Genomic DNA, 18580 nt, shown 5'->3' on the forward strand with positions numbered 1-18580 from the left:
CCCACGACGTAACGCACGTCGCGGGCCTGTTCTTCGAACCGCAACGCTGCCGGCGACCCGGCAGCTGCATCGCCATCAAACCGCCACCGCGCTCAACGCATCTTCCGTGAGCCACAGCGACTCCGCCAGATCCTGCTCGTTCAGATTGAGCCCCTCGCCGCCACGATCGACGACGATAAAGTCGCTCGTCTCGCCCAAAGCGATCAGCGGATGGTGCCACACGCCTTTCGCGTAGTTGACGCCCTGCCAGCCAGTGGTGACGAACGCGCGGATCTTCTTCGTGTCGAGTTCGCCCGCGGGGGTGACGACGACCAGATACGGCTTGTCGTTGAGCGGCACGAACGCCTGGCTGCCAAGCGGATGACGCTCGAGCATCTTCACTTCGAACGGCAGCGTGCGCGGCTGGCCACGAAACAGATTGACGAGCGTGCGGCCGTGCTCATCGGCCACGTCGACTTTCGCGAGGTCGTGATAGCGGATCGTCGTGCCGAGGTTGATCGGAATCTGCTTCGCGCCTTCGAGTTCGATCACGTCGCCGAATGCGGCGAACGCCGCTTTCGTCAGCGGTTCGATGGCGAGCGTTTTCATTCGAGCGTACCCCACAGACGCAGACGCGACACGCCGCCGTCCGGATAGATGTTGAAGCGCACATGCGTGACGGGCCCGAGCGCCGCGATCTCGCTCTCGAAGAAATGCTGCTTGTCCATCTGCAGTTTCTGTTCGCCGAGCAGCACCGGCCAGAACATCGCCTGCGTGACGAGCGAGCTGTCGGTGCCGCCCTTTACGTACGCGGCCTGGATCGAGCAGCGATCCGGATAATTGCCCTTGAAGTGTGCGGTGTCGACTTCGATCTTGCGGATCACGCCCGGCTGCGCGAGCGCGATGATCGCCCAGTCGTTGCCCGGCTCGCGACGACGACGCGTTTCCCAGCCGTCGCCCATATTCACGCCGCGACCCGGCATCAGCAGCGTCGAGGCCGCGCCGAAGTGCTGGTTGTTCGCGCCGACCAGATACGCGCCGTTTTCCATCGCCGCGAGATCGAACTGCTCGGTGCGGCTCGCGCCGGCCCAGTCGACCTGCGGCTGACCGTAAACACGCAGACGCGCGATGCCGCCGTCCGGATAGATGTTCACGCGCAGATGCGTGTACGCGCTCGCGTCGCCGACTTCGAGGTAGTGGTGGCTATTGCCCTGCAACGTGGTCGACGGCGCGATCTCGGTCCATTGCGTCGCCTGATTCGGCTCGCCATCCGCAACGCGCGCCGCTTCCACCGACGCCGCCGGCGGGAAGTTGCCGGTGAAGTGGCTGGTGTCGAGGTCGAGTCCCTTGATCACGCCGGGCCGCGCGAGCTTGACGATGCACCAGTCGTAGCCGGTCGTGCGCTTGCGACGCGTTTCCCAGCCGTCCATCCACTTGCCGTTGTCGTCGTACTTGCCCGGAATGAAGACGGCCGGTTCCGGATTCAGCATGCGGTCCTTCGGCGCGAAGAATTCGTCGCTGGCCTCGAGCGCCTGCGCGCCCAGACGCGGGTCCGCCAGGTTCACGTAACGGCGCGTGAATTCCGGTGCGTTGGGGTCGAGAATCGGAAGTGCCATCTTTGTCGTCCTTGAGATCGATTGGTGCGGGAAAAACGTTACGGCTCGCTGCGTGACGCGGCGCGCGTCACGCGCCGATCAGGTCGTCGAGCCGCAAACGTGCAATGCGATAGATCTGATCGAGGCTCGCGCGCAGTTCGTCGGCGCGGCTGTTGTTCACGCGCGATTCGAAGGTCGCGATGATGCCGTGGCGGTCGTAGCCGCGCACCGCGAGAATGAACGGAAAACCGAATTTCTCGCGATACGCGTGATTGAGCGCATGCAGCTTGTCGAACTCTTCCTGCGTGCATTGCGCGAGACCCGCGCCGCTTTGCTCGCGCGTCGACTCGGCGGTCAGCTCGCCGCGCACCGCGGCCTTGCCGGCCAGCTCCGGGTGCGCGTTGATCAGCGCGAGCTGCTTGTCCTCGCCCGAGGTTTCGACGATCTGCGACATCCTGCGATGCAGCTCGTCGATGCTCGCGAACGGACGCTCTCGCGCCGCGACTTCGGCGACCCACGGCGAGTGCTCGAAGATGCCCGACAGCGCCGCGACGAACGCGTCGGTCGAGATATTGTTGAGTTGGTCCAGGGTGTATTGCATCGCCTTCATGCCGCAGCCTCGCGGCTGTCTTGCTGGTAAGGATGAGTTTCGTGCCAGTGCCGCGCGATATCGACGCGCCGCGACACCCACACGCGATCGTGCTGTTCGATGTGATCGAGAAACCGCTGCAGCGCCCGGAAACGCCCCGGCCGCCCGAGCAGCCGGCAGTGCATGCCGATCGACAGCATCTTCGGCACTTCGTCGCCCTCTTCGTACAGCACGTCGAATGCGTCGCGCAGGTAGGTGAAGAAGTGTTCCGCGGTGTTGAAGCCTTGCGGGGTGGCGAAGCGCATGTCGTTGGTGTCGAGCGTGTACGGCACGATCAGTTGCGGCACGGTCTTGCCGCCCGCCACCTCGACGTCCATCCAGAACGGCAGATCGTCGCCGTAGTAATCGGAGTCGTACAGGAAGCCGCCGTATTCGGCGACCAGCCGATGGGTGTTCGGACTGTCGCGGCCGGTGTACCAGCCGAGCGGCCGCACGCCGGTCACGCGCTCGATCGCCTCCATGCCGAGGCGCATGTGCTGCGCTTCCTGCTCCGGCGACATGTCCTGATAGTGAATCCAGCGATAGCCGTGGCACGCGATCTCATGCCCGAGTTCGACGAACGCTTGCGCGACTTCCGGATGCCGCTCGATCGCCATGCCGACGCCGAACACCGTCAGCGGCAGGTCGCGCCTTTCGAATTCGCGCAGGATGCGCCACACGCCCGCGCGCGAGCCGTATTCGTAGATCGACTCCATGCTCATGTGCCGCGCCGGATACGCCGCCGCGCCCACGATCTCCGACAGGAACTGCTCGGAACCGGGATCGCCGTGCAGCACGCAGTTTTCGCCGCCCTCTTCGTAATTGAGGACGAATTGCACCGCAACGCGCGCTCGCCCCGGCCAGTTCGGATGCACCGGGTGGCGGCCGTAGCCGATCAGATCGCGTGGGTAGTTCGGGTCGAGTGGCATGGTTTGACGGATGCGTAGTGACGGGACCAGGAATGCGCGTGAACGCGGTTCGAAACCCCTCGGCAACGGTGCGGGGTTCACACGTGTAGCCACGCAACGGGCGGCTTCAGCGGCTGCGGAAACCGCAGCGCCGAGTTGACCCAGTGTAGCGAAAACACCCCGGTGCGCCCATACAGCCGGGCAGATAGTGCGTGTTACAGCGAGTGTATGTGCGAGTCCGCCGACTCGGCGTTTACCCGCAGCGGACCCGGACTGAACGATGCGAGCGCGCCGTCGTAGCGCTTCGCGAGCGGCCGCGCGTAGTCGCCGCGCTTGGCCGTCGCGAGACGCAGCGCGACCAGCGCCTCGGTCCATTTGACGGCCGCCGTCACGCCTTCGATCACCGGCGCGCCGAGCGCATCCTCGATCTCCGCGCACAGCTCGGCCATGCCCGCGCAGCCGAGCACGATCGCGTCCGAGCCGTCCTCGGCGAGCGCGCGCCGGCATTCGTCGAGGATGATGCGGCGCGCCGCCGAGCCCGGCTGGTCGAGATCGAGCACGGCGACGTCGGTCGCACGCACGTTGCGGCAGAAGCGCTTCATGCCGTAGCGCTCGGCCAGATGCCAGGCCATGCCGCAGGTGCGCGCGAGCGTCGTCACGACCGAAAAGCCCGGCGCGAGCACGCTCGCCGCGTGCATCGCCGCCTCGGCGATGCCGATCACCGGGCCGCGCGCCAACTCGCGGGCCGCATAGAGACCGGGGTCGCCGAAGCACGCGATCACGTAGCCATCACAGCCGTCCCGCTCGCCCGCCTCGACTTCGGCGAGCAGACCGGGCGTGGCGAGCGCTTCGTCGTAATAGCCCTCGATCGACGGCGGCCCCATCGTCGGATTGACGGCGATCACTTCGGTGCCGGGCGCGGCGACGTCGCGCGCGCAGCGCCCCATCGCCTCGGTCATGCGGCGCGTCGTGTTCGGATTGATCAGTTTGATACGCATGGCGACTCCAGTTCGACTCGTGATTGCAGCGGCGAAATCTTGCGCAAAGCCTCGAAACTCAGCGTGCGAGCATCCGGTAAAACAGCGCGCCGAGTCCCGCGCCGATGAACCACGAGAAATTCGCGCAGCCGTCGAGCCCCGGCACCATCACGCAGATCACCGCGATCAGCGCGGCCGGCAGCAACGCGGCGACCGCGCGATAGTTGACGCCGTTGCGATACCAGTACGAGCCGCTCGGCGCGACCGTGTACAGATCGTCGAGCACGATCTTCTGACGCTTCACAAGGTAGAAGTCGACGATCAGGACGCCGTACAAAGGTCCGATGAAGCTGCCGAGCACGTCGAGCGTGTAGTGGATCACGGCCGGATTGTTGAACAGGTTCCACGGCGTGATGAACACCGACGCGACCGCCGCGAGCATGCCGCCCGCGCGCCAGCTGATCAGACGCGGTGCAACGTTCGAGAAGTCGAAGGCCGGCGACACGAAGTTCGCGACGATGTTGATGCCGATCGTCGCGATCGTGAAGGTCAGCGCGCCGAGAATCACGGCCATCGGATAGTCGATGCGGCCCACCGTCTCGACCGGGTCCGTGATCAGTTCGCCGAACACCGGCAGCGTGGCCGCGGTCGTGATCACCGTGACGAGCGAGAACGCGAGGAAGTTGACCGGCAGGCCCCAGAAGTTGCCGCGCTTGACGCTGCGAAAGCTCCTGCCGTAGCGCGAGAAGTCACCGAAATTCAGCATCGGTCCCGAGAAGTACGACACCACCAGCGAGGTAGCCGTGATCATCACCGGTAGCACTTCCATGCCGTGATATTTGACGCCGCCGAGGTTGATGCCGATGTTGCGCCAACCCGCGCGATACACCATGTAGCCGGCAAGAATGAACATCACGACGTAGACGGCTGGCCCGGCGAAGTCGATGAACTTCTTGATGGTCTCCATGCCGTGCCAGAACACCAGCGCCTGCAGTACCCACAGCAGCATGAAGCCCGCCCAGCCGAGCGTCGACAGACCGAAAAGACCATGCCGATGCACGTCCGCATAGGGCAGCAGTTGCGGCACGAACTTCAGCACGACGATCACGAGCGCGCTCGACGCGAGATAGGTCTGGATGCCGTACCACGCGACCGCGATCAGGCCGCGAATTACTGCCGGGACATTCGCGCCGAGCACGCCGAAGGTCGCGCGACACGCGACCGGATACGGCACGCCGTTCAGCTGGCTCGGCTTCGCGATCAGGTTGCACAGCACGTTCACGAGCGTGATGCCGACGAGCAACGCGACCAGCACCTGCCAGCTCGTCAGGCCGAGCGCGAAGAGACTCCCCGCGAATACATAGCCACCCACGCTATGCACGTCCGACATCCAGAACGCGAAGATGTTGTACGCGTTCCAGTTCTGCGCGCGCAGCGGCGCGAGGTCCTCGTTGTAGAGCCGCTCGCTGTAGCCGGCCGGCATCGACGGATCGGTTTGAGCCGTGCCGTCCGGATAGTTGGAGATGGGGTGACTGCCTGGCGCTGCACTGAACTGAGCCATGATTCCTCCTTTGGATAAGGACCGTCGAAAGAGCATCGACGGACACTGCATCGGCCATGCCAGTTGCTCGCTTCTCGTCCCGCGAGGGTCGAAGAAGTCGGCGTCGTGGTCTCGGACCGTGCCGCGCGTGTCTCCGTACTGACGTACTTGTGGTTGTCGCATCGCCAGCCGCCGCGGAGTTCCGGCGATGCGTCGCTACCTGAAAGTCCGTCGTCTCGCGACGGACGTGCGTGTTCAAGCCGGCGGCGCTCACGCGAGGCCGCCTAGCCGTGCATCTGTCGGTTCAGTTCAATTCAGTGCGGCGCGCACCACCAACGGGCGCTCGCCTGCTGCTTGCCTCAGCCTGGGGTGCAGTCGGCTTCGGCTCTTTACGTGGACGTTTCTTTCGGCGCGAGCGCGCCGAATACCTCATGCAGATCCGCTGCCCCACGCGCGGGGCGCTCCAGCATCTTCAACTCGACGCTTTGCAGATGGCGCGACATCAGCGCGGCCGCCTGCTTCGCATCGCCGGCGTCGAGCGCGGCGAGAATCGCTTCGTGGTCCTCGAACGAGCATGGGCTGCGTCCGAGCGATTCATACAGCGCGGAAATCAGCGTGGAACGCGCGACCAGCCCGTTCAGGCAATCGCACAACACTGAGTTGCCGGTCAGGTTCGCGAGCTCCGTATGAAACTCGCCCGACAAGCGGATCCATGCCGGAAAATCACGCGTTTCGAATGCCTTGCGTTCCCGGCCGATCATGCCGCCGATGTTCTTCAAACGCCGCATGCCGTGTCCGCTACAGATCTTTTCGACGACGGCCAGCTCGATGATGCGGCGCATTTCGAACACCTCGTGCACCTCCTGCAGCGACGGACTCGCGACGAACGCGCCACGATTCGGCTCGAGATCGACGAGGCGCTCACCCGCCAGCTGCGACAGCGCCTGGCGGATCGGGCCGCGCTTCACACCGAATACTTCGCATAGCTGAGCTTCGGTGAGCTTCGCGCCGGGTGCCAGCCGGTGCTCGAGGATCGCCGCGCGGATGCGCTCGGCGATTGCTTCGGGCTTCGAACTGTTCGCGACGGATTCGGTGTCGGACATGATTGGCGTCTCGGTATGTTGGTCATCATAGGACGGACACAAATATTGTCAACAATTTTTGCGTGTATTTTCGACATTTTTCGTGCTGCGTTGCGTCAGCAGATGCCCTGTGACCCAAGCTGTTCGGTTGTCTTGGCGGGAATCTTACCCGGTTTTGACAATGCCAAGACGAGTACTGGCAGCCAATTTTTGTCAACAAAAACTGAAAACATTGGCGAAGGCTTTGGGGGTGGTGAGTGTGAAAATACCGACAGTTAGTTGCGTTGCTGATGCAAAAAAAAAGCGGGCGATCCGCCCCCTCCGCCCCGCCTATGGCGGCTTCAGCCAATGCTCGGATAGCCCGACGCCGTCAGCCTGAAGCCATGCGCATTGGCGACCAGACGCGCGTCCGCGCCGACCGGCAGCGTCACCATGTTATGAACGTGTCCGAACTGCAGCCCCGTCACGACAGGAATGCCGATCAGCGAGCGCACTTGCTCGACCATCGCGTACAGGTCGTAGCCGTTGTCGTAGTCGTACGGCTTGCCGCCCGAGAAATCACCGAGCACCAACGCCTTCTGCTGTGCAAGGATGCCGGCCAGATGCAGCTGATAGAGCATCCGCTCGATGCGGAACGGCTGCTCGTTGATGTCCTCGACGAACAGGATGCCGCCCTGCACCAGCGGCATATACGGCGTGCCGACAAGCGACGCCACCACCGCCAGATTGCCGCCCCACAACGTGCCCGTTACGTCGACGCTCTGCGCTTGCGGCGTGTCGCTCTCGACCGTGATGGTCGACTGCGTCAACGCCGACCAGAAATGCCGCATCGTGAATTCGCTGAGCTGCTCGGCGCCGAAATCGCTCATCAGCATCGGGCCGCCGAAGGTCTTCAAGCCGGCGCGCGCGAGCAGCGCCAGTTGGATCGCGGTGAAGTCGCTGTGACCGACCAGCGCTATCGGCTGATCGGCGAGCCGCCGCTGCAGCCCCTCGTAGTCGAGACCGTGCAGAATCCGCACCGCGCCGTAGCCGCCGCGCACGGCCAACACGACATCGGGCAGCTCACGCGATGGATCGGCGAGCCGGTTCAGATCGGCCGCGCGCTCGCCGTCGGTGCCGGCGAAGCGCTGGTAGCGGCGCTTCGCGGCCTCCTCGCCGTCGACTCGATGCCCCTGCGCACGCAACCGATGCAGCGCGCGATGGAGCACCTCCGGATCATGCGGATAGCCGGATGGCGCAATCAGTTCGATGGTGCGAGAAGCGGTCATGGCGAGACCCGTTGGGCGTGGATGTTTTAGAGCGGCGTGGTTGGAGGCGGTTCGCTGCTGGAGGGTGTGGCGGTGTCAACGCCCGCTTCGGCCGCTTCCGCCGTTTCGCCGCGCGCCGCCGCGCGGGCCGCGCGACTCGTCCGACGCCGCTCGGCAAAAAACGACCTGAGCGCGGCACCGCATTCGGCTTCGAGGACGCCGCCGCTGACCGTCGTGTGATGGTTCAGCTGAGGATTCGCGAACGCATCGACCACGCTGCCGCACGCGCCGGTTTTTGGATCGCGCGCGCCGAACACGACACGTGCGATGCGCGCATGCATGATCGCGCCGGCGCACATCAGGCAAGGCTCGAGCGTCACATAGAGTTCGCAACCCGGCAGACGGTAGTTTTGGAGCGACTGCGCGGCTGCGCGCAGCGCGACCATTTCGGCGTGCGCGGACGGGTCATGCGCGCCGATCGGATGATTGAAGCCCGTGGCGATGACTTCATCGCCGCGCACGAGCACCGCGCCGACCGGTACTTCGCCGGCCGCGCGCGCTTCTTCGGCGGCGGCCTGAGCGAGCGCCATGAAGCGCAGGTCGCGTTCGGAGATGATGGCAGCGTCGGAATTTCCGGGAGGGATGGCGGCAGCGGCCATCGGGTGATCAGCCGCCGGTGCGAAGACCGCGCCGATGCAAGCGCCAACGGATTTCTCGCCGGCCTCGGCTTGCGCAGAAGAGCCGATCGAGGCGGCACACGGGAGCGACTCGTTCACTGCGAACCCGCGGCGGCTACATCGACATTGCCCACGCGCTCCGAGAGACGCTCCGCGATGCGGCGGCAATATTCGCGCGGCAGGACCATCGGGCCGCCGCGCAGCGATTCGAGCGCCATATCGAGCGCGAGCATGCGCGCCTGGAGACGGCAACGGGTCGGCTGATCGCTCACGGCATTCAGCTCCGTTTGCAGATCGCGCAACGCGCGAAGCTGCTCAACGGCGGGCGGCACGAAGCCCGCGTTTTTCAGAATCCGGTTGGCGACGCGCACCTCTTCCGGCACCAACGCATCGTCGTCGAGGGCCAGCGGCGCGCCCGCACCCGGCAAGTCGTCGAACTCTCCGCGCGCGGCGGCGGCGGCAATACGCTGTTCGACAAGCGCATCAAGCAATTTCATCTGCAATCCACAACGTTGCGGCCCGAGCATTCTATCAGGGAGCGCACGGACGCTCCGTGCTCACGTGACGGCATAAAGGCACCGATTTGCCGGCAACTCGGCATTTGACGGTGCTTCAGCGTGGACTTAGAGTAAGTCACCAAGTCGCACAACGCGCGCGGCGCTTAACCGGCGCGGCACGCAGAGGTTCCCTCTCGTCGAATTTGATGCCGCCATGCCATTCACATCGATCGGCCGTCCCAGTGCTCTCCCCGTCGCGGAACCGCATCCGATCTGCGCCGCGCAGCCAGTGCGAGGGAGCCAGCAAGCGTCTCGGCGGAACGGCGTGCGTAGCGCGCTGGCGGCGATTACCGCGGCCGTGCTGCTTTCCGGCTGCGGCGTTTTTTGCGGTGGCGCCGCGGCGAGCGGCGGCGCCTATGCCGGGGGCTGCGGGACGAGCGTGCGGTTCTAGCGGGCGCCTCGCGAAACAGCCGCGAATTCGTCACCGAGGTGGCCTACGCCGCCTCCCTCAGCTCGGGGCCCCACCAACGGCCACCGCGCGAGGACGATATGTCTGGTCCGTCCCAGCAGGCTGTGCATCAGCGCAAACTCGCGCACATTCCAGCACGCCGCCTCGGCCGTACGGCGCTCGATCCACTGCATCCCGTACGCCAGCGTCACGTGCGGCGTAAAACGTGCGTCGGGCTCGATGCCGTCGTCGCGCAAACCCGCTTCGAGCGCATCGTGAAGCATCTGCAGTCCGTGCACACCGTCCTCGCCCACCAGCACCGCCGGCCCGAGCCGCGGCCTTTTCGCGAAGCTGGCGACCGCGTCGAATTCGACCGTAAACGGCGCCATGCTGACCGCCGCGGCCGCCCGTTTCGCCGCCTCGACCACATCCGCCGGCAAGCCGCCCGCGAAATTGCCGAGATGCCTGAGCGTGACGTGCAGACGGTTCGCCGCGAGCGGTTTGCCGCGCACGCCGCTGTGCCCGCCGCTACGCACGCGTGCCTCCATGCAAAGCTGCTGCGCGAACTTCGCGATACCGGCCGCGGTATTGGCATCGGGATAGACCGCGAAAAAGAGCCCGTCGGTGAGCGGGGGCGGCGCCTCGAGTCCGGGCAACCACAGTTGTTCAGCCATCGCGCCTCGTTCCTTCGCTGATTTTTTCCGCCGATCCGCACACCGCCGCACTAGCGGCCCATTGCAGTCATGATACTGTATATTCATACAGTAGGACAGGCCGTGTGCAACTGAGACCGGCTGCACCGTCGAAAGCCCGGTCGTCATATAGGACACTTCGTACTCGACCGCCTTGCGCATGCCGAGCGTGAACAACGTTTCGTCGATCAACTTGCGGATGCCGCTCGTCGACTTGATGCAGAAACTGCGCCGCACCTGCGAGAACGGCGCGAGCGCGTGATGGTGCTCGCGAACATCGCGGGACGCAGCCTCACCGATCCGATGTTCGCGCCGATCTGGGCCGAGATCGACCGTCGCGCGTTGCCGGTACTCGTGCATCCGACCGATCCGCCCGGCGTCGATCTGATGGACATGACGAAGTTCGATCTGAGCTGGGCGGTTGGTTTCATGTTCGACACGACGCTCGCCATCACGCGGATGATCTTCGAAGGCTTCTTCGATCAGTATCCGAATCTGAAGCTCATCGCGTCACATGCGGGCGGCGCGTTGCCTTATCTGGCGGGCCGCTTCGAGAAAGGCAACGAGGTCGAGATCCCGCAACGTCGCAAGATGAAGCGCAAGCCGATCGATTATCTGCGCCATATCTACTACGACTGCATCACGTATAGCCCGGCGTCACTCGAATTTCTCGTCTCGGTGGTCGGCGCGGATCGCGTGATGTTCGGGACCGACAGGCCGCATCAGGTATACGACATCCGCGGCGCGTTCGCCAACACCGCGCGTCTGCCGAAGGAGCAACGCGACGCGATCGCGGCAACAACGCGCTGCGGGTCTTCGGGTTCTGACGCGAGTCACGGCGGCAGCGAAGACCTGATGCGCCGGGATACGTTGGCAATTCTGTTCTCGCAACGACACCTCGCCCTTGCGCCGCGCGCGACGACTACCGCGGCGCTCGCGCGATCAGCGCCGCCCATCTCGACGATCACGTCGACCTGATCGGTCGCTTCGGCGGTCGCCATGACGCGCGGCGCTTTCGCATTCGTGTCGACCTGCGGCGACATCGCGAACTGGTCACCGACATCGATCAGGACAACCGAGTTCACAAACGGCAGTCGTTGAAACAGTTCGGCGAGAAAGATGACGTTCTGCCCCAGACCGTTCTGCCAGATGTCCTGGCCGGCACGGGTGACGACGGAAATCCCGATACGCATGTTCAGGTCAGAACCAACAATTGTTGAGGAGCGTCGAGGCGATCTTGACGAAGGTGTAGCCGGTGACGCGCGCACTCGCGCCTACGCATCTCCATCGCAATATGTGGGTGGGCGCTGCGCACCACGTTGGCGATGTTCTGCTGAACGGCCTGAATCCGCACAACATTTAGCGCAGGAATAGAATCTCATTCGACAATGCCTGCGCAAATGCCAACTAATGTGAACGGCATGTGAGCATCTGAAGCCGATTCGATACCGTCGTCGATACCGTGCGCGAACCCCTGCGCCGGCGCCCACGTACACCGCCAGAAACACCGTGAGACTCATTCCAGAGCGGAGCCGTGCAAAATTGGGATGACAATCGGAGTAGGATACTGGCCTTTTGAGCCAAAGATCGGCGATCTCCTCAGGGGTGCCGAACCCGTCATCTCGCACCGATGCCCCTCGACTACCCTACCCTCGATGCGCTGCGCACGCGCCATCCCGCTTGGCGCCTGTTACGCTCCGACCACGCGCCGCTCGCTGTCAGCTTCCTGCACCGCGTGTTCGTCGCGCCAAACGTGCGCGTGGTGGCGGCTCCGCTTCTTGCCGAAGCACTCGAAGATGAGCTTTACGCGTTGCGCGAACAACTCGGCGATGACGCCTTCCCGAAGCCGGCGCTCGAGTATCTGAACGACTGGGCCAGCCCTGAAAAGGGATGGTTGCGCAAGTACTATCGCCAAGGTTCCGATGAACCGCAGTTCGACCTGACACCCGCCACGGAGAAAGCGATCGCGTGGCTCGGCACGCTGACGGAACGCAGCTTTGTCGGCACGGAATCGAGGCTCTTGACACTTTTCGAGCTGCTGCGGCAGATGGGCGAAGGCAGCGAGGCGGACCCCGAAAAGCGTCTTGCCGAGCTCCACACGCGGCGCGGCCAGATCGACGAAGAAATCGCCCGCGTGGAGGCCGGTGACGTTCGGCTGCTCGACGATGCCGCGCTCAAGGACCGCTTTCAGCAATTCATGCAGATGGCGCGCGACCTGCTCACGGATTTCCGTGAAGTCGAACAAAACTTTCGGCTGCTGGACCGACATGTGCGCGAGCGAATCGCGCTCTGGGAAGGATCGAAGGGTGCGCTCATCGAGGAAATCATGGGCGAGCGCGACGCGATCGCCGATTCGGACCAGGGCAGCAGCTTCCGGGCGTTTTGGGACTTCCTGATGTCGAGCCGCCGTCAAGAGGAACTCTCGAAACGGCTCGAGCGCGTGCTGGCGCTGCCGGCGGTCATGGAAATGAGGCCCGACGCGCGCACGCGGCGCGTCCACTATGACTGGCTGGAAGCCGGCGAGCATACGCAGCGCACGGTAGCTCAGCTCTCGCAGCAGCTTCGACGCTTCCTGGACGATCAAGCGTGGCTCGAAAACCGCCGCATCATGGACATTCTGCGCGGCATCGAAACGAAAGCGCTTGCGCTGCGCGAAGCGCCCCCACCAGGCTCCGTCATGGAGATCGAGACCGCATCCACTGACATCGAGCTGCCGATGGAACGCCCGCTTTACGCGCCGGCGCTGCGCCCTCTCATTGCCAACGTCTCTATCGAAACCGGTGAGGCGAACCTCGATGCCTCGGCACTCTACACGCAGATCGTCGTCGATCGCGCGCGCCTCGCAGGCCATATCCGCCGATGCCTGCAAGATCGGCCGCAAGTGACGCTTGCCGAACTGACCGCTTCGCAGCCTCTCGAGCATGGGCTCGCCGAGCTCGTCGCCTATTTGCAACTGAGCGCCGAAGCTGGATCATTTCGCGCGACCGTCGATGAGACCATTTCCGATACGATCGAGTGGCAGGCGAACGACGCCAACGGAACACCAATCATTAAGCGCACGACGATGCCGCGTGTGATTTTCACAAGGTAGAGATGACGCAAGAACAGCAAGCCTCGTCGCCTGGTCGAGGTGATTTGTCGACAGTTGCCATCGCGCTGCTCAAGGGCGTGGTTTATCGTGATGGAAACGAGCGCCTCTGGGCCGCACTGCTCGAATTGCAGACGCACGCGCGCGACTACGTCGCCGTGCTTGGCCTCGAGCTCGTCGTGGACGAGGCGGAAGGCTACGCCTTCGTAAAAAGCCGCGCCGCGCATGACGCTGAAGTCGATGGGGAACAGGCTAAGCTACCCCGGCTCGTTGCCCGGCGTCCACTCTCGTTCCCCGTGAGCCTGCTGCTCGCGCTGCTGCGAAAGAAGCTGGCGGAATGGGATGCTGGCGGCGGCGACACGCGGCTCGTCCTTGTGCGCGAGGACATCGTCGAGCTCGTACGCGTATTCCTTCCCGCGAGCACCAACGAGGCGCGCCTCGTCGATCAAATCGATACACACGTGAACAAGATCGTCGAGCTCGGCTTCCTACGCCGGATGAAGACCACGAGCGGACCGCCCACATTCGAGGTGCGGCGCATTCTCAAGGCGTTCGTCGATGCGCAATGGCTGCTCGATTTCGACGCCCGGCTCGCGAGCTATCGGGCGCACCACCTTCAAGATTCGACGGGTTCTGACCAACAGGAGAGTCGCGATGAATGAGCCGCGCACGCTCGGCCTCGATTTTGCCATCGACGACGCCCTGACGGGCTTTCGCCTCGAGCGGCTCGAGGTTTTCAATTGGGGAACCTTCGACCAACGAGTCTGGGTGCTGCGGGTCGATGGCCGCAACGGCCTGCTGACAGGAGACATCGGCTCCGGCAAGTCGACGCTCGTCGACGCCATCACCACCCTCCTCGTGCCCGCGCAGCGCATCGCCTACAACAAGGCGGCAGGCGCGGACAGCAAGGAACGTACGTTACGCTCGTACGTGCTTGGCTACTACAAGTCGGAGCGCAACGAGGTCACGGGGACGGCCAAGCCCGTGAGCCTGCGCGACCATAACAGCTATTCGGTGATTTTGGGCGTGTTTCGTAACGCCGGGTACGATGCCACAGTCACACTCGCGCAGGTGTTCTGGATGAAAGACGCACACGCTCAACCCGCGCGATTCTTCGTCTGTGCCGAACGCGATCTCTCGATCGCCGCTGACTTCTCGCGCTTCGGCACCGACATCGCACAGCTGCGCAAAAAGCTGCGCGGGCTGGGTGCCGAAATCGAGGACACATTTCCGAAATACAGCGCCTGGTTCCGGCGGCGCTTTGGAATCGAAAACGAGCAAGCGCTCGAACTCTTCCATCAAACGGTATCGATGAAATCGGTGGGCAATCTCACCGACTTCGTACGCAGCCACATGCTTGAGCCGTTCGACGTTGCACCGCGCGTCGACGCACTGATCACTCACTTCGACGATCTGAATCGCGCGCACGAGGCGGTACTGAAAGCCAAGCGCCAAGTGGAACTGCTGACACCGCTCGTCGACGACTGCGATCGCCACAGCGAGCAAGGACACGTTCTCGAAGGCTGGCGAGCGTGCCGTGAAACACTGAAACCCTACTTCGCCGGGCTCAAGCTCGGCCTCATCGAGCGCCGCCTCCAATTGCTCGACGAGGATCACGCGCGTGCAATATCACGCAAGGCGCGGCACGAAGAAGCGCGCGACCAGGCGCGCCAGCGCGTTGACGATTTGCGCCGCGCCGTGGCCGAACAAGGCGGCGATCGCATCGCGCAGCTCGAGGTCGAAATCCGCCAGCACGACCGAGAAAGCGCGCGTCGCCGCGAACGCGCGCAACGCTATGCCACCATCGTTACGCTGCTCGGCGAAACCGAGGCCACGGATGAGGCCGCATTCGCTTCCCAACGCCAACGTCTGGCCGAGCGGCGCAGCTCGCTCGTCGACGACGAAGCGCAAAAGCAAAATGCGATTACCGAATGGAGCGTGGCCTTTCGCGAAGGGAAAGCGCAGCGTGATCTGCTAGAGGACGAAATCGCGAGCCTGAAAGCTCGACGTAACAACATCCCGAAGGAACAAGTCGCGATGCGGGCGAGCCTATGCTCGGCGCTCGGTCTGGAGGAGGACGCCCTGCCGTTCGCCGGCGAACTCATTCAGGTGCAGGAGGATGCGCGCGATTGGGAGGGCGCCGCCGAGCGCGTCCTGCGCAACTTCGGCCTGTCGCTGCTCGTGCCCGACGAGCACTATGCGAACGTCGCGGCGTGGGTCGATCGCACTCATCTCCGGGGGCGGCTCGTCTACTTTCGCGTGCGCTCTGAACGCGCCGCGCGTGCAGCCGAGGCCATCGAGCTACACCGCCACTCGCTCGCGCACAAACTCGCGATCAAGCCCGATTCGCTGTTCTATGGCTGGCTCGAGCGCGAAATCGGCCGCCGGTTCAACTATGCATGCTGCGATACGCAGGAGCAGTTTCGGCGCGAGATGCGCGCGATCACGCGTGCGGGCCAGGCGAAAGCGCCTGGCGAGCGCCACGAAAAAGACGACCGCCACCCGCTTGACGATCGCAGCCGCTACGTGCTGGGTTGGAGCAACACGGCCAAAATTGCCGCCCTCGAAGCACAACGGCGAGCGCTCGAGGTTCGGCTTGGCGAGATCGGACAGAAGCTTGGAGAAGCTCAAAGCGAGCACGCGAAGGTGCGCGAGCAGCTCGAGGCGCTTGCGCGCATCGGCGAGTTCGTCGACTTCCGCGACATCGACTGGGGAAGCTGCGCGACCGCGATCGCACGTCTGGCAGACGAAAAAGCCCGCCTCGAAGCGGCAAGCGACGCCCTCGCGGAGCTAACGGCCCAATTGGACTCGGCGCAAGCGTCGTTGACAAAGAGTGAAGCGGCGATCTCGGAAACCGACTCGGAACTGGGCGGTATCCTGGCCAGGCGGGAGGCAGCGCAAACGTTGCGCGACGAGACGCGCTCGCTCGTTGCGGAAGTGAATGCCGAACTTGCCGAGCGAATCGAGGCGCTGCGAGCGGAGATTCTCGGCGAACACCAGCTTTCCGTCGAGTCATGCGACAACCGCGAGCGGGACGTGCGAGAGGCGTTGACAACCCGTATCGACAACGAAACGAAGTCGCTCGGCCGCCTTGCCGAAAAAATCGTCAAGGCCATGGCGGCCTTCAAGGATGCCTACAAGCTCGAAACGGCCGACTTCGATGCGAGCCTCGACGCGACCTCAGAGTACCGTGACATGCTCGCGCGGCTGCAAGCGGACGATCTGCCGCGCTTCGAAGCGCGTTTCAAAGAGCTGCTCAACGTCAATACGATCAACGAGATCGCCAACTTCCACGGCCAGCTCGCCCGCGAACGGCAAACGATCAAGGAACGTATCGAACGCATCAACGAATCGTTGCGACAAATCGACTACAACGCGGGCCGATACATCGTCCTCGAGAGTCAGTCCAGCCCCGACGCGGAGATCCGCGAATTCCAGAGCGACCTGCGTGCTTGCACCGAGGGCGAACTCACCGGCTCGGACGATAGCCAATACTCGGAGACCAAGTTCCTGCAAGTCAAACGGATCATTGACCGGTTCCGCGGCCGCGAAGGGTTGACCGAGCAGGACCGGCGCTGGCGCGCCAAAGTGACCGACGTGCGCAACTGGTTTCTGTTCGCCGCCAGCGAGCGTTGGCGTGAGGACGACAGCGAATACGAGCACTATTCGGACTCGGGCGGTAAATCGGGCGGCCAGAAGGAAAAGCTCGCCTATACGATCCTTGCCGCGAGTCTCGCCTATCAGTTCGGCCTCGAATGGGGCGCCGTGCGTTCTCGATCGTTCCGCTTCGTCGTCATCGACGAGGCGTTTGGACGAGGCTCCGACGAATCGGCGCAATACGGCCTCACCTTGTTTCAAAAACTGAACCTGCAACTGCTGATCGTCACGCCGCTGCAGAAGATTCACATCATCGAGCCGTTCGTTTCGAGCGTCGGATTCGTTCAGAACGAGGGCGGACGCGCCTCGAAGCTGCGCAACCTGTCGATCGAGGAGTACCGCGCGCGCAAGGCGGAGTTCGAGCAATGAATTGGACGACGACCGCCGAACTGCGCGTTCGCCTCCAGCGCCTATGGGAGCGTGGCGAATGGCTGCGGAGCCTCGTAGACGGCACCGAGGGGCTGTTCCCGCTACGTCTAACGATAAAAGGCCCGAGCTCGTCCGAATTGGCCGAACGCTTCGAGGCGGTACGCGCATGGATCGCGGAAATTTCCGCGACACCGCGCGTACGCATCGAATGGCGAGAAATCAATCATCGAATTCTCGGCCTGCAGCGTTTGCCACAAGCAGCTTGGGTGGACAGTCTGGACGATGCGCTCGCGGTCGCCGGCAAGCGCCGCGACGCAGCGCAGTTCGAGCGGCTGCTCGAAATCACACGCTCCCGCCAGCCGAAGCTCACCACGTGGCTTGCGCAGCGCCCGTTGCAAGCACTCGAATTCGCAGGCGATTGGGAACGACTGCTGGCGGTCGTCGATTGGCTGCAAGCACATCCGCAGCCGGGCGTATATCTTCGCCAAGCCGAAATCGCCAACGTCGACACGAAATTCATCGAGGCGCGGCGCGGCGTCCTCGCCCAATGGCTCGATCTCGTGCTGCCGTCGGAGTCAATCGACAGCAGCCGGACAGCCGCCGCCCAATTCGCTGCTCGCTACGGGTTCCGCGAGAAGCCGCCTCGGATTCGATTTCGCGCGCTCGATGACAGGCTCGCCGTTCTGCCCGGCATGGGCCGGCCCGACATCGCACTCGACGCTGACAGCTTCGCGCGCCTCGCACTGCCATGCCGCCACGTGTTCATTACGGAAAACGAGATAAATTTTTTGGCGTTTCCCGACGTTCCGCAGTCGATCGTGCTCTTCGGGGCGGGCTACGGTTGGGAAGCTCTCGAGCCGGCGCGATGGCTCACGGACTGTGCGCTCCACTACTGGGGCGACATCGACACGCACGGCTTCGCCATTCTCGATCAATTGCGCAGCCGGTTCCCGCATGTTGGATCGTTCTTGATGGACCGCGCGACGCTGGTGGCGCATGAAGCGTTCTGGGGAGAAGAAGGCGATCAGGTCACGCGCGATCTGCCGCGGCTCACTGCCGAAGAGCGGGAACTCTTCGATGACCTCCGCGACAACCGGATTCGCCATGGATTGCGGCTCGAGCAAGAGCGCGTGGGATTCGGGTGGGTCAGGGCGGCGCTCGAAGAGCGGGCTTGCGCTTAGAACTTCCCCATCTCA

Annotated in this window: 16 protein-coding genes and 1 pseudogene; 5 read left to right on the forward strand and 12 right to left on the reverse strand. The window is 63.9% G+C overall.

Annotated features, from left to right (window positions below):
• Nucleotides 1-75: 75 nt before the first annotated feature.
• The 11 genes from HDG39_RS05635 to HDG39_RS05685 form a co-directional block, all read right to left on the reverse strand.
• Nucleotides 76-588 (reverse strand): ureidoglycolate lyase, encoded by a 513-nt coding sequence (locus HDG39_RS05635; RefSeq protein WP_184003929.1) that lies wholly within the window; start codon nucleotides 586-588, stop codon nucleotides 76-78.
• Nucleotides 585-1595 carry an allantoicase gene (alc, locus tag HDG39_RS05640; protein WP_184003931.1) on the reverse strand — a complete coding sequence of 337 codons (1011 nt, stop codon included), beginning with the start codon at nucleotides 1593-1595 and terminating at the stop codon, nucleotides 585-587. Before alc ends, HDG39_RS05635 begins: the two co-directional genes overlap by 4 nt.
• A 67-nt stretch (nucleotides 1596-1662) precedes the next feature.
• Nucleotides 1663-2184, reverse strand: coding sequence for a 2-oxo-4-hydroxy-4-carboxy-5-ureidoimidazoline decarboxylase (gene uraD / locus HDG39_RS05645; RefSeq protein ID WP_184003933.1), 522 nt, complete (start codon nucleotides 2182-2184; stop codon nucleotides 1663-1665).
• Complete coding sequence (gene puuE, locus HDG39_RS05650; RefSeq protein ID WP_184003935.1) at nucleotides 2181-3131, reverse strand: allantoinase PuuE; 951 nt, start codon at nucleotides 3129-3131, stop codon at nucleotides 2181-2183. The genes uraD and puuE overlap by 4 nt, the downstream gene beginning before the upstream one ends.
• Before the next feature lie 194 nt (nucleotides 3132-3325).
• A complete protein-coding gene (locus HDG39_RS05655) occupies nucleotides 3326-4108 on the reverse strand; it encodes an aspartate/glutamate racemase family protein (RefSeq protein WP_184003937.1) in 783 nt (260 codons plus the stop codon).
• A gap of 58 nt (nucleotides 4109-4166) precedes the next feature.
• Nucleotides 4167-5648 (reverse strand): NCS1 family nucleobase:cation symporter-1, encoded by a 1482-nt coding sequence (locus tag HDG39_RS05660; protein ID WP_184003939.1) that lies wholly within the window; start codon nucleotides 5646-5648, stop codon nucleotides 4167-4169.
• Between the two features lie 368 nt (nucleotides 5649-6016).
• Nucleotides 6017-6730 carry a GntR family transcriptional regulator gene (locus tag HDG39_RS05665; protein WP_176108312.1) on the reverse strand — a complete coding sequence of 238 codons (714 nt, stop codon included), beginning with the start codon at nucleotides 6728-6730 and terminating at the stop codon, nucleotides 6017-6019.
• 320 nt (nucleotides 6731-7050) lie between these two features.
• Entirely contained in the window at nucleotides 7051-7977 is a 927-nt protein-coding gene (gene ldcA, locus HDG39_RS05670) for a muramoyltetrapeptide carboxypeptidase (protein WP_184003941.1), read from the reverse strand.
• A 26-nt stretch (nucleotides 7978-8003) separates the two neighbouring features.
• A complete protein-coding gene (gene tadA / locus HDG39_RS05675) occupies nucleotides 8004-8615 on the reverse strand; it encodes a tRNA adenosine(34) deaminase TadA (protein WP_260327538.1) in 612 nt (203 codons plus the stop codon).
• Nucleotides 8616-8728: 113 nt separating this feature from the next.
• Entirely contained in the window at nucleotides 8729-9130 is a 402-nt protein-coding gene (locus HDG39_RS05680) for a DnaJ family domain-containing protein (protein ID WP_018417683.1), read from the reverse strand.
• A 447-nt stretch (nucleotides 9131-9577) separates the two neighbouring features.
• Nucleotides 9578-10252 (reverse strand): 2'-5' RNA ligase family protein, encoded by a 675-nt coding sequence (locus tag HDG39_RS05685; RefSeq protein WP_260327539.1) that lies wholly within the window; start codon nucleotides 10250-10252, stop codon nucleotides 9578-9580.
• Between the two features lie 147 nt (nucleotides 10253-10399).
• Here HDG39_RS05685 and HDG39_RS05690 point away from each other — a divergent pair, with 147 nt between their 5' ends.
• Nucleotides 10400-11248 carry an amidohydrolase family protein gene (locus HDG39_RS05690; protein ID WP_409339015.1) on the forward strand — a complete coding sequence of 283 codons (849 nt, stop codon included), beginning with the start codon at nucleotides 10400-10402 and terminating at the stop codon, nucleotides 11246-11248.
• Here the strand turns inward: HDG39_RS05690 and HDG39_RS05695 are convergent.
• Nucleotides 11212-11463: pseudogene (locus HDG39_RS05695) on the reverse strand (DUF2827 family protein); the annotation flags it as partial. The gene HDG39_RS05690 and the pseudogene HDG39_RS05695 sit on opposite strands and share 37 nt — an antisense overlap.
• Before the next feature lie 437 nt (nucleotides 11464-11900).
• Between HDG39_RS05695 and HDG39_RS05700 the strand changes: the two are divergent.
• Genes HDG39_RS05700 through HDG39_RS36020 form a run of 4 tightly spaced genes read left to right on the forward strand, consistent with a single transcriptional unit; the run spans nucleotide 11901 to nucleotide 18565 of the window.
• A complete protein-coding gene (locus HDG39_RS05700; protein ID WP_018417679.1) occupies nucleotides 11901-13361 on the forward strand; it encodes a DUF3375 domain-containing protein in 1461 nt (486 codons plus the stop codon).
• A 2-nt stretch (nucleotides 13362-13363) separates the two neighbouring features.
• Complete coding sequence (locus HDG39_RS05705) at nucleotides 13364-14020, forward strand: DUF4194 domain-containing protein (protein WP_184003945.1); 657 nt, start codon at nucleotides 13364-13366, stop codon at nucleotides 14018-14020.
• Complete coding sequence (locus HDG39_RS05710; protein ID WP_184003947.1) at nucleotides 14013-17384, forward strand: ATP-binding protein; 3372 nt, start codon at nucleotides 14013-14015, stop codon at nucleotides 17382-17384. Before HDG39_RS05705 ends, HDG39_RS05710 begins: the two co-directional genes overlap by 8 nt.
• Nucleotides 17381-18565 (forward strand): Wadjet anti-phage system protein JetD domain-containing protein, encoded by a 1185-nt coding sequence (locus HDG39_RS36020; RefSeq protein ID WP_184003949.1) that lies wholly within the window; start codon nucleotides 17381-17383, stop codon nucleotides 18563-18565. The genes HDG39_RS05710 and HDG39_RS36020 overlap by 4 nt, the downstream gene beginning before the upstream one ends.
• The last annotated feature ends 15 nt before the right edge of the window (nucleotides 18566-18580 follow it).

This window comes from Paraburkholderia lebeckiae (assembly GCF_014201005.1).
Lineage (GTDB): Bacteria > Pseudomonadota > Gammaproteobacteria > Burkholderiales > Burkholderiaceae > Paraburkholderia > Paraburkholderia tuberum.

Coding starts and splice junctions, on each gene's coding strand:
- HDG39_RS05660 (WP_184003939.1), bottom strand. CDS start 5,648: ATGGCTCAGTTCAGTGCAGCGCCAGGCAGTCACCCCATCTCCAACTAT.
- HDG39_RS05680 (WP_018417683.1), bottom strand. CDS start 9,130: ATGAAATTGCTTGATGCGCTTGTCGAACAGCGTATTGCCGCCGCCGCC.
- ldcA (WP_184003941.1), bottom strand. CDS start 7,977: ATGACCGCTTCTCGCACCATCGAACTGATTGCGCCATCCGGCTATCCG.
- tadA (WP_260327538.1), bottom strand. CDS start 8,615: ATGGCCGCTGCCGCCATCCCTCCCGGAAATTCCGACGCTGCCATCATC.
- HDG39_RS05655 (WP_184003937.1), bottom strand. CDS start 4,108: ATGCGTATCAAACTGATCAATCCGAACACGACGCGCCGCATGACCGAG.
- HDG39_RS05710 (WP_184003947.1), top strand. CDS start 14,013: ATGAATGAGCCGCGCACGCTCGGCCTCGATTTTGCCATCGACGACGCC.
- HDG39_RS05700 (WP_018417679.1), top strand. CDS start 11,901: ATGCCCCTCGACTACCCTACCCTCGATGCGCTGCGCACGCGCCATCCC.
- HDG39_RS05705 (WP_184003945.1), top strand. CDS start 13,364: ATGACGCAAGAACAGCAAGCCTCGTCGCCTGGTCGAGGTGATTTGTCG.
- puuE (WP_184003935.1), bottom strand. CDS start 3,131: ATGCCACTCGACCCGAACTACCCACGCGATCTGATCGGCTACGGCCGC.
- alc (WP_184003931.1), bottom strand. CDS start 1,595: ATGGCACTTCCGATTCTCGACCCCAACGCACCGGAATTCACGCGCCGT.
- uraD (WP_184003933.1), bottom strand. CDS start 2,184: ATGAAGGCGATGCAATACACCCTGGACCAACTCAACAATATCTCGACC.
- HDG39_RS05635 (WP_184003929.1), bottom strand. CDS start 588: ATGAAAACGCTCGCCATCGAACCGCTGACGAAAGCGGCGTTCGCCGCA.
- HDG39_RS05685 (WP_260327539.1), bottom strand. CDS start 10,252: ATGGCTGAACAACTGTGGTTGCCCGGACTCGAGGCGCCGCCCCCGCTC.
- HDG39_RS36020 (WP_184003949.1), top strand. CDS start 17,381: ATGAATTGGACGACGACCGCCGAACTGCGCGTTCGCCTCCAGCGCCTA.
- HDG39_RS05665 (WP_176108312.1), bottom strand. CDS start 6,730: ATGTCCGACACCGAATCCGTCGCGAACAGTTCGAAGCCCGAAGCAATC.